The sequence below is a fragment of the Pseudomonas sp. HB05 genome, from assembly GCF_016756915.1.
In the GTDB taxonomy this organism is placed as follows: Bacteria; Pseudomonadota; Gammaproteobacteria; order Pseudomonadales; family Pseudomonadaceae; genus Aquipseudomonas; species Aquipseudomonas alvandae.
The window spans coordinates 65,923-90,749 of record NZ_JAESPG010000003.1; the positions used below are offsets into that span (position 1 = coordinate 65,923).

The window sequence follows — 24,827 nt, forward strand, 5'->3', positions numbered from 1 at the left end:
CGGCGCACATGCGCCATCCACTACAAGGGCGCCGGAGCGCCAAACTTAAGCAAATTATATGCCTGAAACTGAGGTGTTTGCCTAGAGCGTCGCCACAATAAAATTGGCGACGCCCGGCGATGCACCAGACATCTGCGCTTACAGGCGAAACTCGTGACCCAGATACACTTCCTTGACCAGTTCATTGGCCAGGATAGTCGCGGAGTCGCCTTCGGCAATCAACTGGCCGTCATTGACAATGTAGGCGGTCTCGCAGATATCCAGCGTCTCGCGCACGTTGTGGTCGGTGATCAGCACGCCGATCCCCTTGGCCTTGAGGTGATGGATGATCTGCTTGATGTCACCGACCGAAATCGGGTCCACGCCGGCGAACGGTTCGTCGAGGAGGATGAATTTCGGCGCGGTGGCCAGGGCACGGGCGATTTCCACGCGGCGACGTTCGCCACCGGACAGGCTCATGCCCAGGTTGTCGCGAATGTGGCTGATGTGGAATTCCTGCAGCAGGCTTTCCAGTTCCTGTCGACGGCCGGCCTTGTCGAGTTCCTTGCGGGTCTCGAGGATGGCCATGATGTTGTCGGCAACCGACAGTTTGCGGAAGATCGAGGCTTCTTGCGGTAGATAGCCGATCCCGGCCTTCGCCCGGCCGTGCATCGGCTGGTGGCTGACGTCCAGGTCGTCGATCAGGACGCGGCCCTGATCGGCCTGGACCAGGCCGACGATCATATAGAAGCAGGTCGTCTTGCCCGCGCCGTTGGGGCCGAGCAGGCCAACGATCTGGCCGCTCTCGATGGACAGGCTGACATCGCGCACAACCTGGCGGCTCTTGTAGCTCTTGGCCAGGTGTTGGGCTTTCAGAGTTGCCATTACTGGGCCTTTTGCTCGTCGGTTTTCTTTTTCGGCTGGATCACCATGTCGATACGCGGACGCGCCTCGGTGACCTTGCTGCCAGTGGCACGACCCGCGCTGGCCAGTTTCTTGACCGTGTCATAGACGATTTTCTCGCCTTGGGTCACGTTGTTGTCCTTGTCGACAACCTTGGCGCGGTCGATCAGGACAACGCGGTCCTGGGCGGCGTGATACTGGATGGTAACCCCATAACCCTGTACAGGCTTGGTGTCGCCCGCGGTTTGCAGTTGTTCGAAGTAGGCCAGGTTGCCCACCGAAGTCACCACGTCGATATCGCCGGACTGGGTGCGGGTGATGGTCACGGTGTTGCCGGTCACTTTCATCGAACCCTGGGTGATGATCACGTCACCTTTATAGGTGGCGACACCGTTCTTGTCGTCCAGTTGTGCATCGTCGGCCTGGATACGGATAGGCTGGTCGCGGTCGTTGGGGAGGGCCCAGGCGCTCGCGCTTCCCAGTGCTGCGCCCAGACTGAGCAAAATAGGGAGGGTTTTAGCGAGCTTCATACTGTCCTCTTACTTTCGATAGCAGGTGTATCCTGCTTTCCTTCAAATACGCCTTCATTCCTACGCCGGTCGACACGCCGCCAGCGCCGTCGATTCTAACGGGTTGCTCGGTCTGCGCATATTCTCGTTGCGGAAAGACCGTCATGCGACTGCTGGTGATGATGGTCGTACGGTTTTTCTCATCGGTCCGGGCGATGCGTACCGAGTCGATCAGTTCGACTTCGGTACCGCCGGGATTGACCTCGGCGCGCTCGCTCTGCACGTGCCACGGGAATTCAGTGCCGCGGAACATGTTCAGGTCCGGTTTGGTGACCAGTGTTATATCACTGGCCTTTACATGGTCGACTTTGTCAGACGTCATTTCGTACTGCACTTTGCCGTCTGGCAGATATTGCAGGGTATGCGTATTGGTCGCATACCAATCGATATCGTTTTCCTCGACCTTGGTCACGGAAGGGTCAAGGAAGCGTTCCGGGCTGATGTTCCAGTAGCCCACCGCCGCAAAAATCGCGGCGATGCAGCCGAACACCAGTAGGGTGCGAATCTTCTTGCTTAACATAAATGGCTCACAAGTACGCGGCGTTGGCCGCTTCGAGGTGGCCCTGGGCGTTCAGGATCAATTCACAGAATTCGCGGGCGGCGCCTTCGCCGCCCTTCGCGGTGGTGACGCCGTGGGCGTGCTCGCGTACGAAAGCGGCTGCGTTGGCCACCGCCATGCCCAGGCCGACCCGGCGAATCACCGGCAGGTCCGGCAAATCGTCGCCGAGGTAGGCAACCTGCTCATAGCTTAGATTGAGTTGGCCCAGCAGTTCGTCCAGCACCACCAACTTGTCTTCCCGACCCTGGTAAAGGTGCGGGATGCCGAGATTCTTCGCTCGCCGCTCGACCACCGGGGTCTTGCGACCACTGATAATGGCGGTCTGGACGCCCGCGGCCATCAGCATCTTGATGCCCTGGCCGTCGAGGGTGTTGAAGGTCTTGAACTCGCTGCCGTCTTCGAGGAAATACAGGCGGCCATCGGTGAGTACACCGTCGACGTCGAAAACGGCGAGCTTGATGTTCTTGCCCCGTTGCAGCAGGTCGGTCGTCATCACATTACTCCAGCGCGAAGGAGGTCGGACAAGTTGAAAGCGCCGATCGCGCGATCCTCTTCATCCACTACCACCAGTGCATTGATCCTATGGTCTTCCATGATTTTCAGGGCTTCTGCGGCCAGCATGTCGGGGCGCGCAGTCTTGCCGTGAAGGGTCATGACTTCATCGATGGTTGCGTTACGTATATCAATAGCGCGGTCGAGCGTACGGCGCAGGTCACCGTCGGTAAAGATCCCGGCGAGCTTGCCGTCGGCTTCGAGGATAACGGTCATGCCCAGGCCCTTGCGGGTCATTTCCATGAGCGCATCCTTGAGCAGCGTGCCGCGTTGAACCTGCGGCAGCTCGTTTGCGCTGTGCATCACGTTCTCGACTTTGAGCAACAGGCGACGGCCCAGGGCGCCACCAGGATGGGAGAAGGCGAAATCCTCGGCGGTGAACCCGCGGGCCTCCAGCAGGGCCACGGCCAGGGCGTCGCCCATGACCAGGGCTGCAGTGGTGGACGAGGTCGGCGCCAGGTTCAAGGGGCAGGCTTCGTGCTCGACATGAACATTGAGGTTCACCTCGGCTGCCTTGGCCAGTGGTGAATCTGGATTGCCGGTGACGCTGATCATCTGGATGCCCAGTCGCTTGATCAATGGCAGCAATGTGAGGATTTCATTGGTCGAGCCGGAGTTGGACAGTGCCAGGATGACATCGTCCCGGGTGATCATGCCCATGTCGCCGTGGCTGGCTTCGGCGGGGTGAACAAAAAAAGCCGTGGTGCCGGTGCTGGCCAGCGTGGCGGCAATCTTGTTGCCAATGTGGCCGGACTTGCCCATGCCGACCACGACCACACGGCCCTTGCTGGCCAGAATCATCTCGCAGGCGCGTACGAAATCAGCGTCGATACGGGGCAACAAGCCTTGTACGGCTTCAAGTTCGAGGCGGACAGTACGTTGTGCCGATTGAATCAGGTCGCTGGATTGGTTCATGTCAGATCGTATAGCCCAATGAAAAGGCGGCGATTATAGCGGTAATGAGCGATTCCCTCACGTTAGTTCGTCATGCGTTTGCTCGAACGGCGCGAGGCCGGACATAAAATGTGGCGTTTTACCTTAAGCCGGGCTTAACGGGCCGGGGGTTGGCCTTGGGCGCCTGATGGTTGCAGTGATATAGTTCGCCGCCGGTTCGTGTGCCCGGCGGTACCGGCGTTTTTGTCGGCAGGCCGGAGCACTCGAATATGAGGCTGCATCGCAAGGAGTTTAGATGAGTGCCGACAACGCTTACGCGGTCGAGCTGAAGGGACTGTCCTTCAAGCGAGGGACGCGCAGCATTTTCAATGACATCGATATTCGCATCCCGCGCGGTAAGGTGACCGGCATCATGGGACCTTCCGGGTGCGGAAAGACAACGCTGCTGCGACTGATGGGCGCGCAACTGCGTCCCAGTGCCGGCGAAGTCTGGGTCAATGGCCAGAACCTTCCGAAATTGTCGCGCAGCGATCTGTTCGATGCGCGCAAGGACATGGGGGTGCTGTTCCAGAGCGGTGCCCTGTTTACCGACCTCGATGTGTTCGAGAACGTGGCGTTTCCCCTGCGTGTCCATACCGAGCTGCCGGAGGAAATGATCCGCGACATCGTTCTGCTCAAATTGCAGGCAGTCGGGCTGCGCGGCGCCCTGGAACTGATGCCGGACGAGCTGTCGGGCGGCATGAAGCGTCGGGTGGCCTTGGCGCGGGCGATTGCCCTCGACCCGAAAATCCTCATGTATGACGAGCCCTTCGTTGGGCAGGACCCCATTGCCATGGGCGTGCTCGTACGCCTGATTCGCTTGCTGAACGATGCGCTGGGCATCACCAGCATTGTGGTTTCCCATGATTTGGCCGAAACCGCCAGTATCGCCGACTACATCTATGTCGTCGGTGATGGCCAGGTGCTGGGACAGGGCACACCGCAGGAATTGAAGGATTCGGACAACCCGCGCATTCGCCAATTCATGAAGGGGGACCCGGACGGTCCGGTGGCGTTCCATTTTCCGGCCACGGATTACCGTACCGACTTGCTGGGGAAGCGCTGATGCGCAAGAAATCGTTAATCGAAAGAATTCGCCTGTTCGGTCGCTCCGGCATCGACGTGGTGGCGGTGCTTGGGCGTTCCTCGCTGTTCCTGATGCACGCCTTGCTCGGCCGCAATTCGACCGGCGGAGGTTTCGGCCTGCTGGTCAAGCAACTGCATTCGGTCGGGGTGATGTCCCTCGTCATCATTGTCGTCTCGGGGATTTTCATCGGCATGGTATTGGCGCTCCAGGGCTTCAGTATCCTGTCCAGCTATGGATCGGAGCAGGCGGTCGGGCAGATGGTTGCGCTGACACTGTTGCGCGAGCTTGGCCCGGTGGTGACCGCACTGCTGTTCGCCGGGCGTGCCGGATCGGCGCTGACCGCCGAAATCGGCAACATGAAATCCACCGAGCAGTTGTCCAGCCTGGAAATGATCGGTGTCGATCCACTCAAGTACATCATCGCCCCGCGCCTGTGGGCCGGCTTCATTTCCCTGCCGGTGCTGGCGATGATCTTCAGCGTCGTGGGGATCTGGGGAGGCTCGTGGGTCGCCGTCGATTGGCTGGGGGTCTATGAAGGCTCCTACTGGTCCAACATGCAGAACAGCGTCGACTTCCTCGACGATGTGCTCAACGGTGTGATCAAGAGTGCCGTATTCGCTTTCGTGGTCACCTGGATCGCCGTGTTTCAAGGTTATGACTGTGAGCCCACGTCAGAGGGGATCAGCCGTGCCACAACCAAGACCGTGGTCTACGCCTCGTTGGCCGTACTGGGCCTTGACTTTATTCTGACCGCCTTGATGTTTGGAGATTTCTGATGCAAAACCGCACCCTGGAAATCGGTGTCGGCCTTTTCTTGCTGGCTGGCATCCTGGCTTTGCTGCTGCTGGCCTTGCGGGTCAGTGGACTGGCGCCAACCGCGAGCACCGATACTTATAAACTTTATGCTTATTTTGACAATATCGCCGGTTTGACGGTCAGAGCCAAGGTGACCATGGCCGGTGTGACGATCGGCAAGGTCACGGCAATCGATCTGGACCGTGACAGTTTTACTGGGCGGGTGACGCTGCAGTTGGAAAAGCGCGTGGATAACCTGCCGACTGACTCCACTGCATCTATCCTCACCGCTGGGCTGTTGGGTGAGAAATACATCGGGATCAGCGTGGGCGGGGAAGACACCCTGCTCAAGGACGGCGGGACCATCCACGATACGCAGTCGTCGCTGGTGCTCGAGGACCTGATCGGTAAATTCCTGCTCAATACCGTTAGCAAAGACGCCAAATGAGGAGCTTTTGAATGATCTCTATCCTGCGACGCAGCCTGCTGGTCCTGCTGGCGGCCCTGCCGCTGATGGGCAATGCCGTGGCGGCGCCTTCGGCGCACGACATCATCCAGGACACCACTACTCGATTGCTGGCGGACCTTGCCGCCAATAAAGAGAAATACAAGCAGGACCCAAGCGCGTTCTACGACGCGCTGAATGGCATTGTCGGCCCCGTGGTAGACGCCGATGGCATCTCCAAGAGCATCATGACCGTCAAGTACTCGCGCAAGGCAACCCCGGCGCAGATGACCCGCTTCCAGGAAAACTTCAAGCGCAGCCTGATGCAGTTCTATGGCAACGCATTGCTGGAATACAACAACCAGGGCATCACCGTTTCGCCGGCCAAGGATGAAAGCGGCACCCGCACCAGCGTTGACATGCAGGTCAAGGGCAACAATGGCGCCGTTTATCCTGTGTCCTACACACTCGAGAAAATCAATGGCGAGTGGAAAGTACGCAACGTGATCATCAACGGCATCAACATCGGCAAGCTGTTCCGTGACCAGTTCGCCGACGCCATGCAGCGCAATGGCAATGACCTGGACAAGACCATCGACGGCTGGGCCGGTGAAGTCGCCAAGGCCAAGGAAGTGACCGAAGAAGCCAAAGAGAAGCAGGAACAATGAGCGAGTCGGTGAGCGCGTCCGACATTCGCCTGGGCGAGGCCGGCGAGCTGCTGCTCAGCGGCGTGCTGGACTACCGCACCGGCCCGGGTCTGCGCAAGCAGGGCCAGGCGTTGATCAAGTCGGCAAAAGCAGCCGAGCTGGTGATTGATTGCTCGGCCGTGCAGAAGTCCAGCAGCGTCGGGTTGTCGCTTTTGCTGTGCTTCATGCGCGATGCCCAGGCCGCCGGCAAGACATGGAGCATCCGAGGGATGCCCGAAGACATGCGCGAGATAGCCCAGGTCAGCGAATTGACCGAGCTGTTGGCGCACCCCTGATCCACATCGTTGAAAAGCCCCCCGTCAGAGTCCTGCTTCGCGGGGTTCGCAGGCGAGGGGCTTTTTTGTATGATGTGCGACCCGTGCGCACAGGGCGCCGATTGAGGTTGAGCATGCAGGCTGTAGAAGTGAAGAGCTTCCTTGAAGGAAAGCTGCCTGGTACGCAGGTGGAAGTTGAGGGCGAAGGCTGCAATTTCCAGCTGAATGTGATCAGCGATGAACTGGCGGCGTTGAGCCCGGTGAAGCGTCAGCAGAGCATCTATGCCCATTTGAACCCATGGATCGCCGATGGCAGCATCCACGCGGTCACTATGAAATTTTTCAGCCGCGCGGCCTGGGCCGAGCGCACCTGAGCCCAAGGGCGTCGAGATTCTTATGGATAAATTGATTATTACCGGCGGCGTTCGCCTTGATGGCGAAATCCGTATCTCCGGGGCAAAGAACTCCGCGCTGCCGATCCTGGCCGCGACCCTGCTGTGCGATGGCCCGGTGACCGTGGCCAACCTGCCGCACCTGCACGACATCACCACGATGATCGAGCTGTTCGGTCGCATGGGCATCGAGCCTGTGATCGACGAGAAGCTCGCCGTCGAAATCGACCCACGCACCATCAAGACCCTGATCGCACCGTACGAGTTGGTGAAGACCATGCGTGCCTCGATCCTGGTATTGGGGCCGATGGTCGCCCGTTTCGGTGAGGCCGAAGTGGCGCTGCCTGGCGGTTGCGCCATCGGTTCGCGTCCGGTGGACCTGCATATCCGTGGCCTGGAAGCCATGGGCGCGGTGATCGACGTCGAAGGTGGCTACATCAAGGCCAAGGCGCCGGAAGGCGGCTTGCGCGGTGCGCACTTCTTCTTCGATACCGTCAGCGTGACCGGTACCGAGAACATCATGATGGCCGCTGCACTGGCCAAGGGCCGCAGCGTGCTGCAAAACGCCGCTCGCGAACCCGAAGTCGTCGACCTGGCGAACTTCCTGATTGCCATGGGCGCCAAGATCAGCGGTGCCGGCACCGACACTATCACCATCGATGGCGTCGAGCGCCTGCACTCGGCCACTTACAAAGTGATGCCGGACCGTATTGAAACCGGTACCTACCTGGTTGCCGCCGCCGTCACCGGTGGCCGCGTCAAGGTCAAGGACACCGATCCGACGATCCTTGAAGCGGTCCTGGAAAAACTCAAGGAAGCCGGCGCCGAAGTCACCTGTGGCGAAGACTGGATCGAAGTGAATATGCACGGCAAGCGGCCAAAAGCCGTCAACGTGCGTACGGCTCCGTATCCGGCGTTCCCAACCGACATGCAGGCGCAGTTCATCTCCCTCAACGCCATTGCCGAAGGCACGGGCGCGGTGATCGAGACGATCTTCGAAAACCGCTTCATGCACGTCTATGAGCTGCACCGCATGGGCGCCAAGATCCAAGTCGAAGGCAACACCGCCATCGTCACCGGCACTGAGAAACTCAAGGGCGCGCCAGTCATGGCCACCGACCTGCGTGCCTCGGCCAGCCTGGTGATCTCGGCCTTGATCGCCGAAGGCGACACCCTGATCGACCGCATCTACCACATCGACCGTGGCTACGAGTGCATCGAAGAGAAGCTGCAGATGCTCGGTGCCAAGATCCGCCGCGTACCGGGCTAGTCCAGGCTGCATGGGCGCAAGGACGCGCCTTTGATTTCGTTTCAGATCGAGGGTGGTTTCACCCTCGATGTGTGTCCGGCGCCGCTTGCGACCGGGCATGAGTACCTTGATAAGGACTGACGTTTCCCATGTTGACCATCGCACTGTCCAAGGGCCGCATCCTTGACGACACCCTGCCGCTTCTGGCTGAAGCAGGCATCGTGCCGACCGAGAATCCGGACAAGAGCCGCAAGCTGATCATCCCCACGACCCAGGCCGACGTACGCTTGTTGATCGTGCGCGCCACCGATGTGCCGACTTACGTGGAACACGGTGCCGCCGACCTGGGCGTTGCCGGCAAGGACGTCTTGATGGAATACGGCGGCCAGGGCTTGTACGAGCCGCTGGACCTGCGCATCGCCCGCTGCAAGCTGATGACCGCTGGCAAGGTTGGCGCAGCCGAACCCAAGGGGCGCCTGCGGGTAGCGACCAAGTTCGTCAACGTCGCCAAGCGCTACTACGCCGAACAAGGCCGCCAGGTCGATATCATCAAGCTCTACGGCTCGATGGAGCTGGCGCCGCTGATCGGCCTGGCGGACAAGATCATCGACGTGGTCGACACCGGCAACACCTTGCGAGCCAACGGCCTGGAGCCCCAGGATTTCATCGCCGACATCACCTCCAGGCTGATCGTCAACAAGGCTTCGATGAAAATGCAGCACGCCCGTATCCAGGCTCTGATCGATACCCTGCGCAAGGCAGTGGAATCGCGACACCGCGGCTGATTCACCTGCGCGACCTTGAGTCGCGCCCGTCTATCCGCGTCATAGCCAATTTTCTCAGGTGCCCACGCGAATGGACTGGTAGCTTAGGGCGCCTGAGCATTTGCCATTAATGAGGCCCTCGCTATGACCGCTCCCACCTCGATTCGCCGACTCAACGCTGCCGACCCGGATTTCGCACATCATCTGGATCATCTGCTGAGCTGGGAGAGCGTGTCCGACGATTCGGTCAATCAGCGCGTGCTGGACATCATCAAGGCCGTGCGCGAGCGTGGCGATGCGGCCCTGGTGGAATTCACCCAGAAGTTCGACGGCCTGCAAGTTGCCTCGATGGCCGACCTGATCCTGCCGCGCGAGCGCCTGGAACTGGCCTTGACCCGAATCACCGTGCCCCAGCGTGAAGCGTTGGAAAAAGCCGCGTCCCGGGTGCGCAGTTATCACGAACGGCAAAAGCAGGATTCGTGGAGCTACACCGAGGCCGACGGCACTGTACTTGGCCAGAAGGTCACGCCGCTGGACCGCGCCGGCCTGTATGTGCCGGGCGGCAAGGCGTCCTATCCGTCCTCGGTGCTGATGAACGCGATTCCGGCCAAGGTCGCCGGCGTGACCGAAGTGGTCATGGTCGTCCCGACCCCACGTGGCGAAATCAACGAACTGGTGCTGGCTGCCGCGTGTATCGCCGGTGTGGACCGAGTGTTCACCATCGGCGGCGCCCAGGCCGTGGCCGCCTTGGCCTACGGCACTGAAAGCGTGCCGCGGGTGGACAAGGTGGTCGGCCCGGGCAACATTTATGTCGCCACCGCCAAGCGCCACGTGTTTGGCCAGGTCGGTATCGACATGATCGCCGGCCCTTCGGAAATCCTCGTGGTGTGTGACGGCCAGACCGATCCGGACTGGATCGCCATGGACCTGTTTTCCCAGGCCGAGCACGACGAGGACGCCCAGGCGATCCTGGTCAGCCCGGACGCCGAGTTCCTCGACAAGGTCGCCGCCAGCATCGACAAGCTGCTGCCGACCATGGACCGCGCCGAAATCATCAACACCTCGATCAATGGCCGTGGTGCGCTGATCAAGGTCGATGACATGGAGCAGGCCATCGAAGTCGCCAACCGCATCGCGCCGGAACACCTGGAGTTGTCGGTTGCCGATCCCCAAGCCTGGCTGCCGAAGATTCGCCATGCCGGTGCGATCTTCATGGGCCGCCACACCTCCGAGGCGCTGGGCGACTATTGCGCCGGTCCGAACCACGTACTGCCCACTTCCGGCACCGCGCGCTTCTCGTCGCCGCTGGGGGTGTATGACTTCCAGAAGCGCTCATCGATCATTTTCTGCTCGGAGCAGGGCGCGTCCGAACTGGGCAAGACTGCCTCGGTGCTGGCCCGTGGCGAATCGCTGAGCGCCCACGCCCGCAGCGCCGAGTACCGCATCAAAGACGAACAGGAAGGGAACTGAAATGAGTAAATTCTGGAGCCCGTTCGTCAAGGACCTGGTGCCGTATGTGCCCGGCGAACAGCCGAAGCTGACCCGCCTGGTCAAGCTCAACACCAACGAGAATCCCTACGGCCCGTCGCCCAAGGCCCTCGCGGCGATGCAGACCGAACTCAATGACAATCTGCGCCTGTATCCGGACCCCAACAGCGACCTGCTGAAAGGCGCCGTCGCCCGGTATTACGGTGTGCAAACCAACCAGGTATTCCTGGGCAATGGTTCGGACGAAGTGTTGGCGCACATCTTTCACGGCCTGCTGCAGCACGACCAGCCGGTGCTGTTCCCGGACATCAGCTACAGTTTTTACCCGGTCTATTGCGGGCTGTACGGTATCCAGTTCGACGCGGTTGCGCTGGACGAGCAATTCCGCATTGCCCCGGCGGACTATGCCAAGCCGAATGGCGGGATCATTTTCCCCAACCCGAACGCGCCGACCGGTTGCCTGCTGGCGCTGGAAGCGGTCGAGCAGATCCTCAAGGCGAGCCCGGATTCAGTGGTCGTGGTGGACGAGGCTTATATCGATTTTGGTGGCGAGACAGCCATCAGCCTGGTGGACCGCTATCCAAACCTGCTGGTCACGCAAACCCTGTCCAAGTCTCGCTCGCTGGCGGGCTTGCGCGTGGGCTTGGCGGTGGGCCATCCGGACCTGATCGAAGCGCTGGAGCGGATCAAGAACAGCTTCAACTCCTACCCGTTGGATCGGCTGGCGAATGTCGGCGGCGCGGCGGCATTCGACGATCGTGAGTATTTCGACCGCACCTGCCGGTTGGTCATCGAGCACCGCGAATGGGTGGTGGCCCAGTTGCAAGCCAAGGGCTTTGAAGTGCTGCCGTCGGCGGCCAACTTCATCTTTGCTCGCCATCCCAAGCACGACGCGGCGGGACTGGCGGCGAAGCTGCGTGAGCAAGGCGTGATTGTGCGGCACTTCAAGCAGGAGCGCATCGCGCAGTTCCTGCGGATCAGCATTGGCACGCCGGAGCAGAACCAGGCGCTGATCGACGCCCTAGGCGAGCTCTAAAGCCCTGCATGGATCCTGTGGGAGCGGGCTTGCTCGCGAAGGCTGTGTGTCAGTTAACGCCAGGATGACTGACCCAACGCCATCGCGAGCAAGCTCGCTCCCACATTGATTTCAGGGCGTCCTAACGATCAGCGACACTGAAGTCCTTTGTGGGAGCGAGCTTGCTCGCGATAGTGGCCAGATCAGCTCCCACAATTTCAGCGCTTACTCGTGATGCGGCTCGCCAAGGAATGTCAGCGAGGTAAACACCCCGCGCGTCGCGACATCCTTGTTGTCCTTGAGCGGGATTTCCATCTGCGCGGCGATCACGTTCAGCCCCTCATTGCGCACGAGTACCTTGGCTCGGCCTTCGGCATCGGTTTCGGTGCTCACAGTGCCCGGCGCGCTACGGTAGTCCCCCACCAATTTCACCCCCGCCGCCGGTTTGCCATCAAGCAGCACCCGCACCGGTAACGACTGCCCGGGGCCGACGATCAGCGGGTCGATTTCCGGCACGATGACGAATTTGATCTGATCCAGCTTCGGCAGCTTCGCCCCCGGTTCATAGATCGCCAGGCTGTACTTGAAGGTCTGGGTCGACTCGATCGCCCCGGGCACCTTGCTGCGGCCTTCGTTGATCCATTTTTTGTCAGCGGTCTGCGACCACATGCCATTGTCCAATGCGACGGCCAGCACGGCCGGCGGCTTGAGAGGCTGCAGGCGAGCGTGGTCTGGCAAGCGTTCCACCGTGACCGGAATCATCTTGCCTGCCAGGTCGTAGGCCCAGGCGCCACTGATTTTCTGCGCTTTGAAGGCGTTGTCCTCGGCGCCATGACCGTAGATCACTTCGACGTTGCCGCGTCGTTGCTCTGTCCACAGGCCGTGGGCCGAAGCCTGGGTGGCCAGGAACAGGCCGAGCAGGGCGAAGGTCTTGGGGTATTTCATGCTGACTTCCTTTATAGATCGAGGGTGAGGCTGACAGTGAAGTTGCGCGGATCGCCGGGAGTGACCCAATAATTGCTGTAGGAGCGTTCGTAGTATTTTTCGTCGAAGACGTTGTTCAGGTTCAGGCCCACGGTGACGGTGTCGCTGGCCTTGTAGTGGGCCAGCAGGTCCACGGTGTGGTAGGCGGGCAGTTCGAAGTCCTTGCCGGCCTCACCCGAGCGATCGCCGACGTAAGTGAACGCCGCGCCGAGATCCGAGCCGCGCAGCTGCCCATCCTGGAATTCGTAGACGCCGAGCAGGCTACCGCTGCGCTTGGCGACGCCGAGGATCCGGCTGCCCGAGGGGATGACCTCGTCGCCCTTGGTGACTTCGGCATCGATGTAGGCGAAGGCGCCGATCACTCGCACCGCGTCAGTGAGCTGGCCGGTCATCTGCAGGTCGATGCCCTGGCTACGGGCCTTGCCCACGGCGCGACTGAAGTCGGTCCCGGCGACTTGCGTCAGGACGTTTTCCTTCTCGATGTGGAATGCCGCCAGCGTGGTGCTCAGGCGGTTGCCGAACAGTTCGCTCTTGATTCCGGCTTCGTAGCCAACGCCTTCCTCCGGATTGAAAGTCTTGCCATCGGCATCCAGGCCATTGTTGGGTTTGAACGAAGTGGAAATGTTGGTAAACAGCCCGACCTCTGGCGTCAGTTGATACAACAGGCCGGCCCGCTGCGTCAGGGCGTCATGGCGTTGGCGGCTGGTCACGTCGTTGACGTGGTTGTCGATGCTTTGCTCGAAATGTTCGTAGCGCACGCCGAGCAGGCCGCGCAGCTTGTCGGTGAAGATGATCTGGTCCTGGAGGTTTACGGCCCTGCTTTCGACATGCTCGAAGAAGTCCGTGCCGGAGCGCGTGCCGTTCGGTTTTGGCTGGCCGTAGATCGGGTCGTAGATGTCGATCGGATAAGCGCCGCCAGCGATGGTCGTCACGCGCTCGTTCTTGCGGTAATCCTCGTATTCCGTGCCGATCAACAATTCGTGCTGCCAGGGACCGAGGTCGAAGAGGCCGCGCAATTCAAGTTGGGTGATGCTGTCGTGCCAATTGTTGTCGCGCTCACGGTAGCGGCGGTTCACCGTGTGGCCGTCAGCGTTCAGCGGGCGCGCTTCCGAAGCGAATCCCCAGAGTTCACCCTGCTTGTAATGGCTGGCCAGGCGCAATTGCCAGGCGTCGTTGAGCTGATGTTCAAGAGCGGCCTGGAGCATGTTGTTGTGGTTGTCGATGTCGCCGTCGTTGGGTTCGCCCAAAAAAGTCGAGCGGGACACGCCGCTCCAGCGATTGTTCGGGGCTACAACGCCTCGGTCGAATGTCGAACTGTGGCGAACGATTTCGCTTTCCACCAGCAAGCGTGTGTCCGGGTTCAGTTGCCAACTGAGGGAAGGCGCGACGAAGACGCGCTTGCTGTAGACATGGTCGCGAAAGCTGTTGTTGTCCTCCACTGCCAGGTTGACCCGTGACAACACGTTACCTTCGGCGTCCAGCGGCGTATTGACGTCCAGGGCGGTTCGGTAGCGATCCCAGCTGCCGGCGCTGGTTTGCAATGTGGTAAAGGCTTCCGGTTGGGGTTTCTTGGTGACGATGTTTACCGTACCGCCCGGATCACCGCGGCCATAGAGGCTGGCCGCCGGGCCTTTTAGTACTTCGATGCGCTCGATGTTGGCCGCTTCCGGGGTGCTCGGATAACCGCGGTTGGCGCTGAAACCGTCCTTGTAGAATTCCGATGTCGTGAAGCCGCGCACGCTGTATTCGTAGAGGGTCAGGCCGCCGAAGTTGTTCTGCTTCGATACGCCGCCGGCGTATTCCAGCGCTCGTTCGACATGGGTGGTGCCGAGGTCCTTGAGCACGCTGGCGGGAATGACGCTGATCGATTGCGGGACGTCGCGCAAAGCTGTGTCGGTCTTGGTGGCGCTGGCGGAACGGGTCGCCCGGTAGCCCGAGACGGGGCCGGTGGGGGATTCGTAGTCGGACGTCACGTTGATGGCGTCCAGTTCCAGCGGTTGGATTTCTTCGGCGTAGGCGGGGTCGCCGAGCAACCCCAGCGCGAGACTGGCAGCGGAAATCCGTTTCAGGGATGACATGTTATGTTGTTCCAATTGCTAGAATTGAAACAATATAACACTACTAATGAGAATTTATGCTATTCCTATTTTTCAGGAAAAAATTGAGTCGAACGCCGTTTTTGTGGCGAGGGAGCTTGCTCCCGCTGGGTGGTCCGACGCTTCGGGCGTAGCAGCCCCAACAGGATCGGATGCGGTCGGTCTGATATTTTGAGGTGACAGGTTTTAGGGCCGCTGCGCGACCCAGCGGGAGCAAGCTCCCTCGCCACGGTGGGATGGAGTTTTACTGTTCTTCCTTAAGCACCACCGGTGCTGGCGGCGGTCGCAAACCAATCTCAGCCGTGAGCTTGAGTTCCTTGCCGTTGCGCATGACCTGGATCGTTACCTTGTCGGTGGGTTTGATCCGGGCCACCTGGTTCATCGAGCGACGGCCATCCCCCGCAGGTTCTCCGTCGATGCTCAGGATCACGTCGCCCAGTTGCAGACCGGCCTTCTGTGCCGGGCCGTCGCGGAAGATTCCGGCTACCACGATGCCGGGCCGCCCGGACAAGCCGAATGACTCCGCCAGTTCCTGGGTCAGCGGTTGTACTTCAATGCCCAGCCAGCCACGAATCACCTGGCCGTGTTCAATGATGGATTTCATCACCTCCATTGCCAGCTTCACCGGAATGGCAAAGCCAATGCCTTGGCTGCCGCCGGACTTGGAGAAGATCGCCGTGTTGATCCCGGTGAGGTTGCCATTGGCATCCACCAGCGCGCCGCCGGAATTGCCGGGGTTGATCGCGGCGTCGGTCTGGATGAAGTCTTCGTAGTTGTTCAGGCCCAGCTGGTTGCGACCGGTGGCACTGATGATGCCCATGGTCACGGTCTGGCCGACGCCAAACGGGTTGCCGATCGCCAGGGCCACGTCGCCGATGCGAATGCTGTCGGAGCGGCCGATGGTAATGGCCGGCAGGTTCTTCAAATCGATCTTCAGCACCGCGAGGTCGGTTTCCGGATCGCTGCCAATCACCCGGGCCAGGGTTTCACGGCCATCCTTGAGCGCCACGACAATCTGGTCGGCACCGCTGGTGACGTGGTTGTTGGTCAGGATATAGCCTTCCGGACTCATGATCACACCCGAACCCAGGCTCGACTCCATGCGCTTCTGCTTGGGCGAGTTGTCACCGAAGAAACGCCGGAACTGCGGGTCTTCGAACAGCGGATGGTTGGGTTTGTTGATGACCTTGGTGGTGTACAGGTTCACCACGGCCGGTGCGGCGGTGGTCACGGCGTCGGCGTAGGACACCGGCCCCTGCTGCACGGCTTTGGTTTGCGGCGCTTGCTGCAGGTTGACGTCAAGGCTTGGCAACCCGACCCATTCGGGGTAGCGCTGGATAATCAGCAGAGCGACAAGCACGCCGGCCAACAGCGGCCAGCCGGAAAAACGCAGCGCCTTGAGCATTAAGCACGTCCTACAAAGGTTGCAGGCGGTATGAGACCGCCCATAATGTCGCGCATTATACGAGGCCGCGCGCGCCTCTGAACGGGATATTTAGGAGTTCTTTTCATGGCTGTCGCCCTGAGCACCCTGGTCGAAGAAGCGGACCGTTACTTGGCAAGCAGCCGGATTGCCGATTATTGCCCCAACGGCCTGCAAGTCGAAGGCGCCCCGCAAGTCATGCGTATCGTCAGCGGTGTGACGGCCAGCCAGGCCTTGCTCGATGCAGCCGTCGAAGCCGACGCCGACCTGATACTGGTGCATCACGGTTATTTCTGGAAAGGTGAAAACCCCTGTATCACCGGGATGAAGCAGCGCCGGCTCAAGACGTTGCTCAAGCACGACATCAGCCTGTTGGCCTATCACTTGCCGTTGGACTTGCACGCCGAGGTCGGCAACAACGTGCAGTTGGCCCGTCAGCTGGACATCACTGTCGAAGGGCCGCTGGATCCGGATAATCCCAAGGTTGTCGGCCTGGTCGGTTCCCTGTCCGAACCGATGACGCCTCGGGACTTTGCCCGCCGGGTCCAGGAAGCCATGGGCCGCGAGCCGTTGCTGATCGAAGGCGAGCAGATGATCCGCCGGGTCGGCTGGTGCACGGGTGGCGGCCAGGGTTACATCGACCAGGCGGTGCTGGCGGGGGTTGATCTGTATCTCAGTGGCGAGGCATCGGAGCAGACGTTCCACAGCGCGCGGGAAAACGGTATCAGCTTCATCGCCGCCGGGCACCATGCGACCGAGCGCTACGGCGTCCAAGCGCTGGGAGATTACCTGGCGCGGCGTTTTGCCCTGGAGCACATCTTCATCGATTGCCCGAATCCGATCTGACTGCTTATAACCCCTGTGGGGAGTTATATCCCCTGTGGGAGCGAGCTTGCTCGCGATAGCGGCGGACCAGTCGACATTAATGTGGCTGACACACCGTCATCGCGAGCAAGCTCGCTCCCACAGAAAAGCGTGTGCAACGCCCGAACCGCCGGGCATATCCATATGCTGTTTCGATCTAGTTGGCGCCCTGATTAGAAGAGGTCGCTGTGCTAGGATTCCCCGCTCGAACACGGCCCGCTGGCCGTTCATAAGAAAGCTTTCGTGAGTAGCCATGGTCGACAAACTGACGCATCTGAAACAGCTGGAGGCGGAAAGCATCCACATCATCCGCGAGGTGGCCGCCGAGTTCGATAACCCGGTGATGCTGTACTCCATCGGTAAAGACTCCGCCGTGATGCTGCACCTGGCACGCAAGGCGTTCTTCCCCGGCAAGCTGCCGTTTCCGGTGATGCACGTCGATACCCGCTGGAAATTCCAGGAGATGTACAAGTTCCGCGACCGCATGGTCGAAGAGCTTGGCCTGGACTTGATCACCCATATCAACCCGGACGGCGTGGCGCAGAACATCAACCCGTTCACCCACGGCAGTGCCAAGCACACCGACATCATGAAGACCGAGGGCCTGAAACAGGCGCTCGACAAGCATGGTTTCGACGCAGCCTTCGGTGGCGCCCGTCGCGATGAAGAAAAGTCCCGCGCCAAGGAGCGCGTCTACTCGTTCCGTGACAGCAAGCACCGCTGGGACCCGAAGAACCAGCGCCCAGAGTTGTGGAACGTCTACAACGGCAAGGTCAACAAAGGCGAGTCGATCCGCGTATTCCCGCTGTCGAACTGGACCGAACTGGACATCTGGCAGTACATCTACCTCGAAGGCATCCCGATCGTGCCGCTGTACTTCGCCGCCGAGCGTGAAGTGATCGAGAAGAACGGCACGCTGATCATGATCGACGACGAGCGCATCCTCGAGCACCTGTCCGACGAAGACAAGGCCCGTATCGTCAAGAAGAAAGTGCGTTTCCGTACCCTTGGCTGCTACCCGTTGACGGGTGCGGTGGAGTCCGAGGCCGAGAGCCTGACGGACATCATCCAGGAAATGCTCCTGACGCGAACTTCCGAGCGCCAGGGCCGGGTCATCGACCACGATGGCGCAGGCTCGATGGAAGATAAAAAACGTCAAGGTTATTTCTAAGGGGCTGTCATGTCGCATCAATCTGATTTGATCAGCGAGGACATCCTCGCCTACCTGGGCCAGCACGAGCGTAAAGAGCTGCTGCGCTTTCTGACCTGCGGTAACGTCGACGACGGCAAGAGCACCCTGATCGGGCGCCTGCTGCACGACTCCAAGATGATCTACGAAGATCACCTGGAAGCCATTACCCGCGATTCGAAGAAAGTCGGCACCACCGGGGACGATATCGACCTGGCGCTGCTGGTCGATGGCCTGCAGGCCGAGCGCGAGCAAGGCATCACCATCGATGTCGCGTACCGCTATTTCTCCACCGCCAAGCGCAAATTCATCATCGCCGACACCCCCGGCCATGAGCAGTACACCCGCAACATGGCCACCGGTGCCTCTACCTGTGACCTGGCGATCATCCTGGTGGACGCGCGCTACGGCGTGCAGACTCAGACCCGTCGCCACAGCTTCATCGCCTCGTTGCTGGGCATCAAGCACATCGTCGTGGCCATCAACAAGATGGACCTCAAGGACTTCGACCAGGGCGTGTTCGAGTCGATCAAGGCCGACTACCTGAAGTTCGCCGAAGGCTTGAAGATGAAGCCCACCAGCATGCACTTCGTGCCGATGTCGGCCCTCAAGGGCGACAACGTGGTGAACAAGTCCGAGCGTTCGCCGTGGTACACCGGCCAGTCGCTGATGGAAATCCTCGAGACGGTGGAAGTGGCGGGCGACCGCAACTTCACCGACCTGCGTTTCCCTGTGCAGTACGTCAACCGTCCGAACCTGAACTTCCGCGGTTTCGCCGGCACCCTTGCCAGCGGCATCGTGCACAAGGGCGACGAAGTGGTGGTGTTGCCGTCGGGCAAGAGCAGCCGCGTGAAATCCATCGTCACCTTCGAGGGTGAGCTGGAACATGCCGGTCCAGGCCAAGCCGTGACGCTGACCATGGAAGACGAGATCGACATTTCCCGTGGCGACCTGTTGGTGCATGCCGACAACGTGCCGCCGGTCACCGACAGCTTTGAAGCGATGCTGGTGTGGATGGCCGAAGAGCCGATGCTGCCGGGCAAGAAATACGACATCAAGCGCGCCACCAGCTACGTACCCGGTTCGATCGCCAGCATCGTCAACAAGGTCGATGTGAACACCTTGGAAGAAGGTCCGGCCAGCGCGTTGCAACTCAACGAAATCGGCAAGGTGAAGATCGCCCTGGATGCGCCGATCGCCCTGGACGGTTACGAGAGCAATCGCACCACCGGCGCGTTCATCGTCATCGACCGCCTGACCAACGGTACCGTCGGCGCGGGCATGATCGTGGCCCAGCCGCTGGCCCATGGCAGCAGCACCCACCACGGCAAGCTGGCCCATGTGTCGGTGGAAGAACGTACCCAACGCTTCGGCCAGCAGCCGGCCACGGTGTTGTTCAGCGGCCTGTCGGGCGCGGGCAAGAGCACGCTGGCCTACGCGGTGGAACGCAAGCTGTTCGACATGGGCCGTGCAGTGTTCGTGCTCGACGGTCAGAACCTGCGTCACGACCTGAACAAAGGCCTGCCGCAGGATCGCAGCGGGCGTACCGAAAATTGGCGCCGTGCGGCCCACGTCGCCCGCCAGTTCAACGAAGCCGGCCTGCTGACCCTGGCCGCGTTCGTTGCACCAAGCGCCGAAGGGCGTGAACAGGCCAAGGACCTGATCGGCCGCGAGCGGCTGTTGACGGTCTACGTCCAGGCCTCGCCAGCGGTATGCGCCCAGCGTGATCCGCAAGGGCTGTACGCGGCTGCCGGGGATAACATCCCGGGCGAGTCCTTCCCGTACGATGTGCCGCTGGATGCTGACCTGGTGATCGACACGCAATCGCTGACGTTGGAAGAAAGCGTCAAGCAGGTGCTGGATTTGCTGCGCAAGCGTGGGGCGATCTAAGGGAAACAGCTGCAAGCTTCTAGCTTCAAGCGGCAAGTAAAAGCCCGCAGGTGAGTGATCATCGGCGGGCTTTTTGTTATCTGGAAGGACGCCATCGCGAGCAAGCTCGCTCCCACAGGGTATGTATGAACACCACGATCTATTGTGGGAGCGAGCTTGCTCGCGATGAGGCCAGTGCAGCCCCCTCAGGACTTGGCGGGGTACTCCCGATGCATCTGCTCCAGCAACGCATCCTTGTCCTGCCACAACTGGTTGATCCAGCCCTGGAACTCCAGGCGATAGTCCCCGTCCTGGTCGTAGCTTTTGCCGATGAACTGCGGCGGTATCTTCAACTCTTGGAAATGCACCACTACCTCGCCAACGTTGCCGCAGAGCAAATCCCAGTACCCCGGGCGACCGCCCGGATAATGGATGGTCACGTTGATGATCGACTCCAGTTGCTCACCCATCGCATCAAGCACGAACGCGATGCCGCCAGCCTTGGGCTTGAGCAGGTAGCGAAACGGTGACTGTTGCTGGGCATGCTTGTCTTCGGTAAAGCGCGTGCCCTCGACGAAATTGAAGATGCCCACCGGGTTGTTGCGGAACTTCGCACAGGTCTTGCGGGTGGTTTCCAGGTCCTTGCCTTTCTTCTCCGGATGCTTTTCCAGGTAAGCCTTGGAGTAGCGCTTCATGAACGGGAAGCCCAGCGCCCACCAGGCCAGGCCGATCACCGGCACCCAGATCAACTCTTGCTTGAGGAAAAATTTCAACGGGCGGATGCGTCGGTTCAGCACGTACTGCAACACCATGATGTCGACCCAGCTCTGGTGATTGCTGGTGACCAGATACGAATGCTGGTAATCGAGGCCGTCCAAGCCGCTTAGATGCCAGCGGGTAGGGCGCACCAGGTTCATCCACGCCTTGTTGTTGCTGATCCAGGCTTCGTGGATATGGCTCATCAGCCAGTCGGTGAAGCGCTGGGCGGCGGGGAAGGGCAGCAGCAGTTTGAAAATCGCCACGATGAACAGCGGTGTGCAGCAGGCGATGGTATTGAGCGCCAACAGCAGCGAGGCAATGACGCCGCGCAAGGGGACAGGCAGGAAATCCAGCATTGATCAAATATCCATGGGTCGGTTGGCGGCCTGGATCGCGGTCAGGGCGATGGTGTACACGATGTCGTCGACCTGGGCGCCACGCGGCAAGTCGTTCACCGGCTTGCGCAGGCCTTGCAGCATTGGCCCGAGGCTGACGCAATCGGCGCTGCGTTGCACGGCCTTGTGGGTGGTGTTGCCGGTGTTCAGGTCCGGGAAGATGAACACCGTAGCCCGGCCTGCCACCTGACTATTGGGGGCCAATTGCCGCGCCACGGTTTCGTTGGCGGCGGCGTCGTATTGCAACGGGCCGTCGATCAGCAGACCGTGTTGGGCCTCGTGGGCCAGCAGGGTGGCTTCGCGGACTTTTTCCACTTCTTCGCCACTGGCCGACTCGCCGCTGGAATAGCTGAGCATCGCCACCCGTGGCGTAATGCCGAACGCCGCCGCCGAGTCGGCGCTTTGCAGGGCAATTTCCGCCAGCTCCGCCGCGCTCGGGTGTGGGTTCATCACACAGTCGCCGTAGACCAGGACTTCTTCGGGAAACAGCATGAAAAACACCGACGACACCAGCGAACAGCCCGGCGCGGTCTTGATCAGTTGCAGGGCCGGGCGGATGGTGTTGGCGGTGGAATGAATGACGCCCGAAACCAGCCCGTCCACTTCATCCAGCGCCAGCATCATGGTGCCGATGACCACGGTGTCTTCCAATTGTTGCTCGGCCATCGGTGCGTTCAGGCTTTTGCTCTTGCGCAGCCGCACCATCGGCTCGACGTAACGTTCGCGAATCGCGTCCGGGTCGAGAATCTCCAACCCCGGCGGCAGTTCGATGCCTTGGGCGCGGGCCACTGCTTCGACGTCGGCCGGTTTCGCCAGCAATACGCAGCGGGCGATGCCTCGGGCCTGGCAAATGGCAGCGGCCTGGACGGTCAGCGGTTCGCTGCCTTCGGGCAACACGATCCGTTTGTTGGCGGACTGGGCACGCTGGATCAATTGATAGCGGAACACCGCGGGCGACAGGCGCATCTCCCGTGGCGTGCCGCAGCGCTGGTGCAGCCATTTGGCGTCCAGGTGACTGGCGACGAAATCGGTGATGATCTCCGCGCGTTCGCGGTCATCGATCGGGATTTCCTTGTTCAGGCCGTGGAGCAGGTTGGCGGTGTCATAGGAGCCGGTGCTCACCGACAGTACCGGCAAGCCCGCCTGCAAGGCGCCACGGCACAGCTCCATGATGCGCGGATCGGGCAGGGTGTCGCTGGTCAACAACAGGCCGGCCAGCGGCACGCCATTGATCGCCGCCAGGCTCACGGCCAGGATGATGTCGTCGCGATCCCCGGGGGTTACCACCAGCACGCCGGGCTTGAGCAGTTCTACCGTGTTGCGCATGGTGCGGGCACAAATGATGACGTTGCTCATGCGTCGGGTTTCGTAGTCGCCGGCGTTAAGCACCTGCGCGCCCATCAGGTCCGCGACGTCGCGGGTGCGCGGGGCGTTGAGTTCGGGGCGGAAGGGGATGCAGCCGAGCAGGCGGAAGTCGCCGCTGCGCAGCAACGGCGAGTGCTCCTTGAGCCGGGCGGTGAACGCCTCCATGCTCTCGTCGGTGCGAACCTTGTTCAGGATCACGCCGAGGACTTTCGGGTCCTTTGGCCCGCCAAATAGCTGCGCCTGCAACTCGACGCGCCCGGACAGCTCCGTTAGCACTTCGTTTTCCGGCGCCGACACCAGGATGACTTCGGCGTCCAGGCTCTTGGCCAGGTGCAGGTTGACCCGTGCGGCATAACTGGCGCTGCGGGTCGGGACCATGCCTTCGACGACCAGCACGTCCTTGCCGATGGCGGCCTGCTGGTACAGGGTGATGATTTCTTCCAGCAACTCGTCGAGCTGGCCATCGCCGAGCATGCGCTCCACGTGGGCCAGGCCCAGCGGCTGTGGCGGTTTGAGGCCATGGGTGCGGGCCACCAGTTCGGTGGAACGTTCCGGGCCGGTATCGCCAGGGTGAGGCTGGGCGATGGGTTTGAAGAAGCCGACTTTCAGCCCGGCCCGTTCAAGGGTACGCACCAGCCCGAGGCTGATGGAGGTCAGACCCACACCAAAATCGGTGGGCGCGATAAAAAAAGTTTGCATGCGGATTCTCTAAGGGTGCATGACGAGTGTCCTGTATTTGTGCAACAGGACACCAGGGCGCGACCTATGGCTGGTCGTCTACCCACAATTCAGTCGCCAAGGTTATCGCTAACCGGGCCCTGAGCGCACCAGCCGCAATCAAAGGGCTGGCCTAATTTTTCAATACGTTGCGCAGGGTCCAGCACCCAGGCCCGGGACTGCCACGGTGGCTGGTGGCGCAGATGCTGGGTGTGGCCGCAGGACAGCTCGGCTACCCAGTGCCCCTCTTCATCCTGATGGAAGCCCGTGACCGTCGGTCTGTTCGCGCTAGCCCGTTTGTCCGGGTTCCGTTCGCTTTCGGGCAAATCCTTGTTTAGACTTGTCCGTTCTTCATTCTTATGCAAAAGGTCTCGCCCCATGCTGATCGCCGCCAATAAGGCTGTCTCCATCGACTATACCCTGACCAACGACGCTGGTGAGGTCATCGACAGCTCTGCCGGCGGCGCTCCGCTGGTCTACCTGCATGGTGCAGGCAACATCATCCAGGGCCTGGAAAAAGCCCTGGAAGGCAAAACCACCGGTGACGAGCTGACTGTGGCTGTCGAGCCGGAAGACGCCTATGGCGAGTACTCCGCCGAACTGGTCAGCACCTTGAGCCGCAGCATGTTCGAAGGTGTGGATGAGCTGGAAGTGGGCATGCAGTTCCACGCTTCCGCCCCCGATGGCCAGATGCAGATCGTGACCATCCGCGACCTGGACGGCGACGACGTGACCGTTGACGGCAACCACCCGCTGGCCGGCCAGCGCTTGAACTTCCAGGTCAAGATCGTCGACATCCGTGATGCCAGCCAGGAAGAAATCGCCCATGGTCACGTCCATGGCGAAGGCGGCCATCACCACTGATTTCTGCGCTACGCTCAGGTAACCAGTGAACTGGAAAGGCGCCGTACGGCGCCTTTTTAGTCACTTGCTGTTAGCATCAACCACGGCTGTTTCGAAAAGATCTGCGAATTGGAGTTCGTCATGAGTGCTTTCCACGACCTGAAATTGAAAACCCTGGATGGTCAGGAGCTTGCTCTGGCGCCGTTCAAGGGACAAGTCGTGCTGGTGGTCAACGTCGCCTCCAAATGTGGCCTGACGCCTCAGTACGCGGCACTGGAAAATCTCTATCAGCAATACAAGGCCCGGGGCTTCAGTGTGCTGGGCCTGCCCTGCAATCAGTTCGCCGGACAGGAGCCGGGAACCGAGCAGGAAATCCAGGAATTCTGCAGCCTCAACTATGGCGTGACGTTTCCGTTGGCCAGCAAGCTGGAAGTGAACGGTCCTGACCGTCATCAGCTGTACCGCCTCCTGGCGGGCGAAGGGGCCGAGTTCCCAGGAGACATCACCTGGAATTTCGAAAAATTCCTGCTCGGCAAGGACGGCCGGGTGCTGGCACGGTTCTCGCCGCGTACTACGCCGGATGATCCTGCCGTGATCCAGGCGATCGAGAAAGCGCTGGGCTAAGCCATACG

26 protein-coding genes are annotated in these 24,827 nt (G+C 60.7%); 15 read left to right on the top strand and 11 right to left on the bottom strand.

The genetic code is table 11. From position 1 onward, the window contains the following. Window positions 1–138: 138 nt before the first annotated feature. The 5 genes from lptB to JMN22_RS04430 are packed head-to-tail and all read right to left on the bottom strand — an operon-like array spanning window position 139 to window position 3,477. Entirely contained in the window at window positions 139–864 is a 726-nt protein-coding gene (lptB, locus tag JMN22_RS04410) for an LPS export ABC transporter ATP-binding protein (RefSeq protein ID WP_030139854.1), read from the bottom strand. Next, complete coding sequence (lptA, locus tag JMN22_RS04415; protein ID WP_030139855.1) at window positions 864–1,412, bottom strand: lipopolysaccharide transport periplasmic protein LptA; 549 nt, start codon at window positions 1,410–1,412, stop codon at window positions 864–866. The genes lptB and lptA overlap by 1 nt, the downstream gene beginning before the upstream one ends. After that, window positions 1,399–1,971, bottom strand: coding sequence for an LPS export ABC transporter periplasmic protein LptC (lptC, locus tag JMN22_RS04420; protein WP_030139856.1), 573 nt, complete (start codon window positions 1,969–1,971; stop codon window positions 1,399–1,401). The genes lptA and lptC overlap by 14 nt, the downstream gene beginning before the upstream one ends. Window positions 1,972–1,978: 7 nt before the next feature. Continuing rightward, the gene (locus JMN22_RS04425) at window positions 1,979–2,503 is read right to left on the bottom strand and encodes a KdsC family phosphatase (RefSeq protein ID WP_030139857.1); all 525 of its coding nucleotides are present in this window, start codon (window positions 2,501–2,503) and stop codon (window positions 1,979–1,981) included. Next, a complete protein-coding gene (locus JMN22_RS04430; RefSeq protein ID WP_030139858.1) occupies window positions 2,503–3,477 on the bottom strand; it encodes a KpsF/GutQ family sugar-phosphate isomerase in 975 nt (324 codons plus the stop codon). The genes JMN22_RS04425 and JMN22_RS04430 overlap by 1 nt, the downstream gene beginning before the upstream one ends. Before the next feature lie 274 nt (window positions 3,478–3,751). Between JMN22_RS04430 and JMN22_RS04435 the strand changes: the two genes are divergently transcribed. The 10 genes from JMN22_RS04435 (at window position 3,752) to hisC (ending at window position 11,712) form a co-directional block, all read left to right on the top strand. Next, window positions 3,752–4,561 carry an ATP-binding cassette domain-containing protein gene (locus tag JMN22_RS04435; protein WP_030139859.1) on the top strand — a complete coding sequence of 270 codons (810 nt, stop codon included), beginning with the start codon at window positions 3,752–3,754 and terminating at the stop codon, window positions 4,559–4,561. Further along, window positions 4,561–5,358 carry a lipid asymmetry maintenance ABC transporter permease subunit MlaE gene (gene mlaE, locus JMN22_RS04440; RefSeq protein ID WP_030139860.1) on the top strand — a complete coding sequence of 266 codons (798 nt, stop codon included), beginning with the start codon at window positions 4,561–4,563 and terminating at the stop codon, window positions 5,356–5,358. Before JMN22_RS04435 ends, mlaE begins: the two co-directional genes overlap by 1 nt. Then, window positions 5,358–5,825 (top strand): outer membrane lipid asymmetry maintenance protein MlaD, encoded by a 468-nt coding sequence (mlaD, locus tag JMN22_RS04445; RefSeq protein WP_030139861.1) that lies wholly within the window; start codon window positions 5,358–5,360, stop codon window positions 5,823–5,825. Before mlaE ends, mlaD begins: the two co-directional genes overlap by 1 nt. Window positions 5,826–5,836: 11 nt before the next feature. Continuing rightward, complete coding sequence (locus JMN22_RS04450) at window positions 5,837–6,490, top strand: MlaC/ttg2D family ABC transporter substrate-binding protein (protein ID WP_030139862.1); 654 nt, start codon at window positions 5,837–5,839, stop codon at window positions 6,488–6,490. Beyond that, window positions 6,487–6,804: an STAS domain-containing protein gene (locus JMN22_RS04455; protein ID WP_206768628.1), complete on the top strand. Its 318-nt coding sequence runs from the start codon at window positions 6,487–6,489 to the stop codon at window positions 6,802–6,804. Before JMN22_RS04450 ends, JMN22_RS04455 begins: the two co-directional genes overlap by 4 nt. A 113-nt stretch (window positions 6,805–6,917) precedes the next feature. Beyond that, window positions 6,918–7,157: a BolA family protein gene (locus JMN22_RS04460; protein WP_003221710.1), complete on the top strand. Its 240-nt coding sequence runs from the start codon at window positions 6,918–6,920 to the stop codon at window positions 7,155–7,157. 22 nt (window positions 7,158–7,179) lie between these two features. After that, the gene (murA, locus tag JMN22_RS04465) at window positions 7,180–8,445 is read left to right on the top strand and encodes a UDP-N-acetylglucosamine 1-carboxyvinyltransferase (RefSeq protein ID WP_030139864.1); all 1,266 of its coding nucleotides are present in this window, start codon (window positions 7,180–7,182) and stop codon (window positions 8,443–8,445) included. A 128-nt stretch (window positions 8,446–8,573) separates the two neighbouring features. Further along, window positions 8,574–9,209, top strand: coding sequence for an ATP phosphoribosyltransferase (hisG, locus tag JMN22_RS04470; protein ID WP_030139865.1), 636 nt, complete (start codon window positions 8,574–8,576; stop codon window positions 9,207–9,209). Between the two features lie 123 nt (window positions 9,210–9,332). Then, window positions 9,333–10,658: a histidinol dehydrogenase gene (gene hisD / locus JMN22_RS04475; protein ID WP_030139866.1), complete on the top strand. Its 1,326-nt coding sequence runs from the start codon at window positions 9,333–9,335 to the stop codon at window positions 10,656–10,658. Between the two features lies 1 nt (window position 10,659). Continuing rightward, the gene (gene hisC, locus JMN22_RS04480) at window positions 10,660–11,712 is read left to right on the top strand and encodes a histidinol-phosphate transaminase (RefSeq protein ID WP_198797767.1); all 1,053 of its coding nucleotides are present in this window, start codon (window positions 10,660–10,662) and stop codon (window positions 11,710–11,712) included. 204 nt (window positions 11,713–11,916) lie between these two features. Here hisC and JMN22_RS04485 read toward each other — a convergent pair whose 3' ends face one another. From JMN22_RS04485 to algW, 3 genes are all read right to left on the bottom strand, one after another. After that, window positions 11,917–12,636 (bottom strand): DUF4198 domain-containing protein, encoded by a 720-nt coding sequence (locus JMN22_RS04485; protein WP_198797766.1) that lies wholly within the window; start codon window positions 12,634–12,636, stop codon window positions 11,917–11,919. Between the two features lie 11 nt (window positions 12,637–12,647). Beyond that, window positions 12,648–14,753 (bottom strand): TonB-dependent siderophore receptor, encoded by a 2,106-nt coding sequence (locus JMN22_RS04490; RefSeq protein ID WP_198797765.1) that lies wholly within the window; start codon window positions 14,751–14,753, stop codon window positions 12,648–12,650. A gap of 262 nt (window positions 14,754–15,015) precedes the next feature. Beyond that, window positions 15,016–16,176 carry a Do family serine endopeptidase AlgW gene (gene algW / locus JMN22_RS04495; RefSeq protein ID WP_198797764.1) on the bottom strand — a complete coding sequence of 387 codons (1,161 nt, stop codon included), beginning with the start codon at window positions 16,174–16,176 and terminating at the stop codon, window positions 15,016–15,018. A gap of 105 nt (window positions 16,177–16,281) precedes the next feature. Here algW and JMN22_RS04500 point away from each other — a divergent pair, with 105 nt between their 5' ends. The 3 genes from JMN22_RS04500 to cysN all read left to right on the top strand — a co-directional run bounded on the left by JMN22_RS04500 (window position 16,282) and on the right by cysN (window position 20,137). Then, window positions 16,282–17,040 (top strand): Nif3-like dinuclear metal center hexameric protein, encoded by a 759-nt coding sequence (locus JMN22_RS04500; protein ID WP_030139870.1) that lies wholly within the window; start codon window positions 16,282–16,284, stop codon window positions 17,038–17,040. A 271-nt stretch (window positions 17,041–17,311) separates the two neighbouring features. Next, entirely contained in the window at window positions 17,312–18,229 is a 918-nt protein-coding gene (gene cysD, locus JMN22_RS04505) for a sulfate adenylyltransferase subunit CysD (protein ID WP_030139871.1), read from the top strand. A 9-nt stretch (window positions 18,230–18,238) separates the two neighbouring features. After that, entirely contained in the window at window positions 18,239–20,137 is a 1,899-nt protein-coding gene (cysN, locus tag JMN22_RS04510; protein WP_181287607.1) for a sulfate adenylyltransferase subunit CysN, read from the top strand. A gap of 185 nt (window positions 20,138–20,322) precedes the next feature. Here cysN and JMN22_RS04515 read toward each other — a convergent pair whose 3' ends face one another. From JMN22_RS04515 to JMN22_RS04525, 3 genes are all read right to left on the bottom strand, one after another. Further along, window positions 20,323–21,231: an acyltransferase gene (locus JMN22_RS04515; protein WP_198797763.1), complete on the bottom strand. Its 909-nt coding sequence runs from the start codon at window positions 21,229–21,231 to the stop codon at window positions 20,323–20,325. Between the two features lie 3 nt (window positions 21,232–21,234). Next, window positions 21,235–23,334, bottom strand: a complete 2,100-nt coding sequence (gene pta, locus JMN22_RS04520) for a phosphate acetyltransferase (RefSeq protein ID WP_030139875.1) — start codon at window positions 23,332–23,334, stop codon at window positions 21,235–21,237. Between the two features lie 89 nt (window positions 23,335–23,423). Further along, window positions 23,424–23,762 (bottom strand): DUF3565 domain-containing protein, encoded by a 339-nt coding sequence (locus tag JMN22_RS04525; RefSeq protein WP_080628553.1) that lies wholly within the window; start codon window positions 23,760–23,762, stop codon window positions 23,424–23,426. On the opposite strand from JMN22_RS04525, the gene JMN22_RS04530 reads away from it, so the two are divergent. Together JMN22_RS04530 and JMN22_RS04535 are read left to right on the top strand one after the other, a co-directional pair. Then, window positions 23,731–24,216 carry an FKBP-type peptidyl-prolyl cis-trans isomerase gene (locus JMN22_RS04530; RefSeq protein ID WP_181287611.1) on the top strand — a complete coding sequence of 162 codons (486 nt, stop codon included), beginning with the start codon at window positions 23,731–23,733 and terminating at the stop codon, window positions 24,214–24,216. The two genes, JMN22_RS04525 and JMN22_RS04530, sit on opposite strands and share 32 nt — an antisense overlap. 120 nt (window positions 24,217–24,336) lie before the next feature. Continuing rightward, window positions 24,337–24,819 carry a glutathione peroxidase gene (locus JMN22_RS04535; RefSeq protein WP_030139878.1) on the top strand — a complete coding sequence of 161 codons (483 nt, stop codon included), beginning with the start codon at window positions 24,337–24,339 and terminating at the stop codon, window positions 24,817–24,819. The last annotated feature ends 8 nt before the right edge of the window (window positions 24,820–24,827 follow it).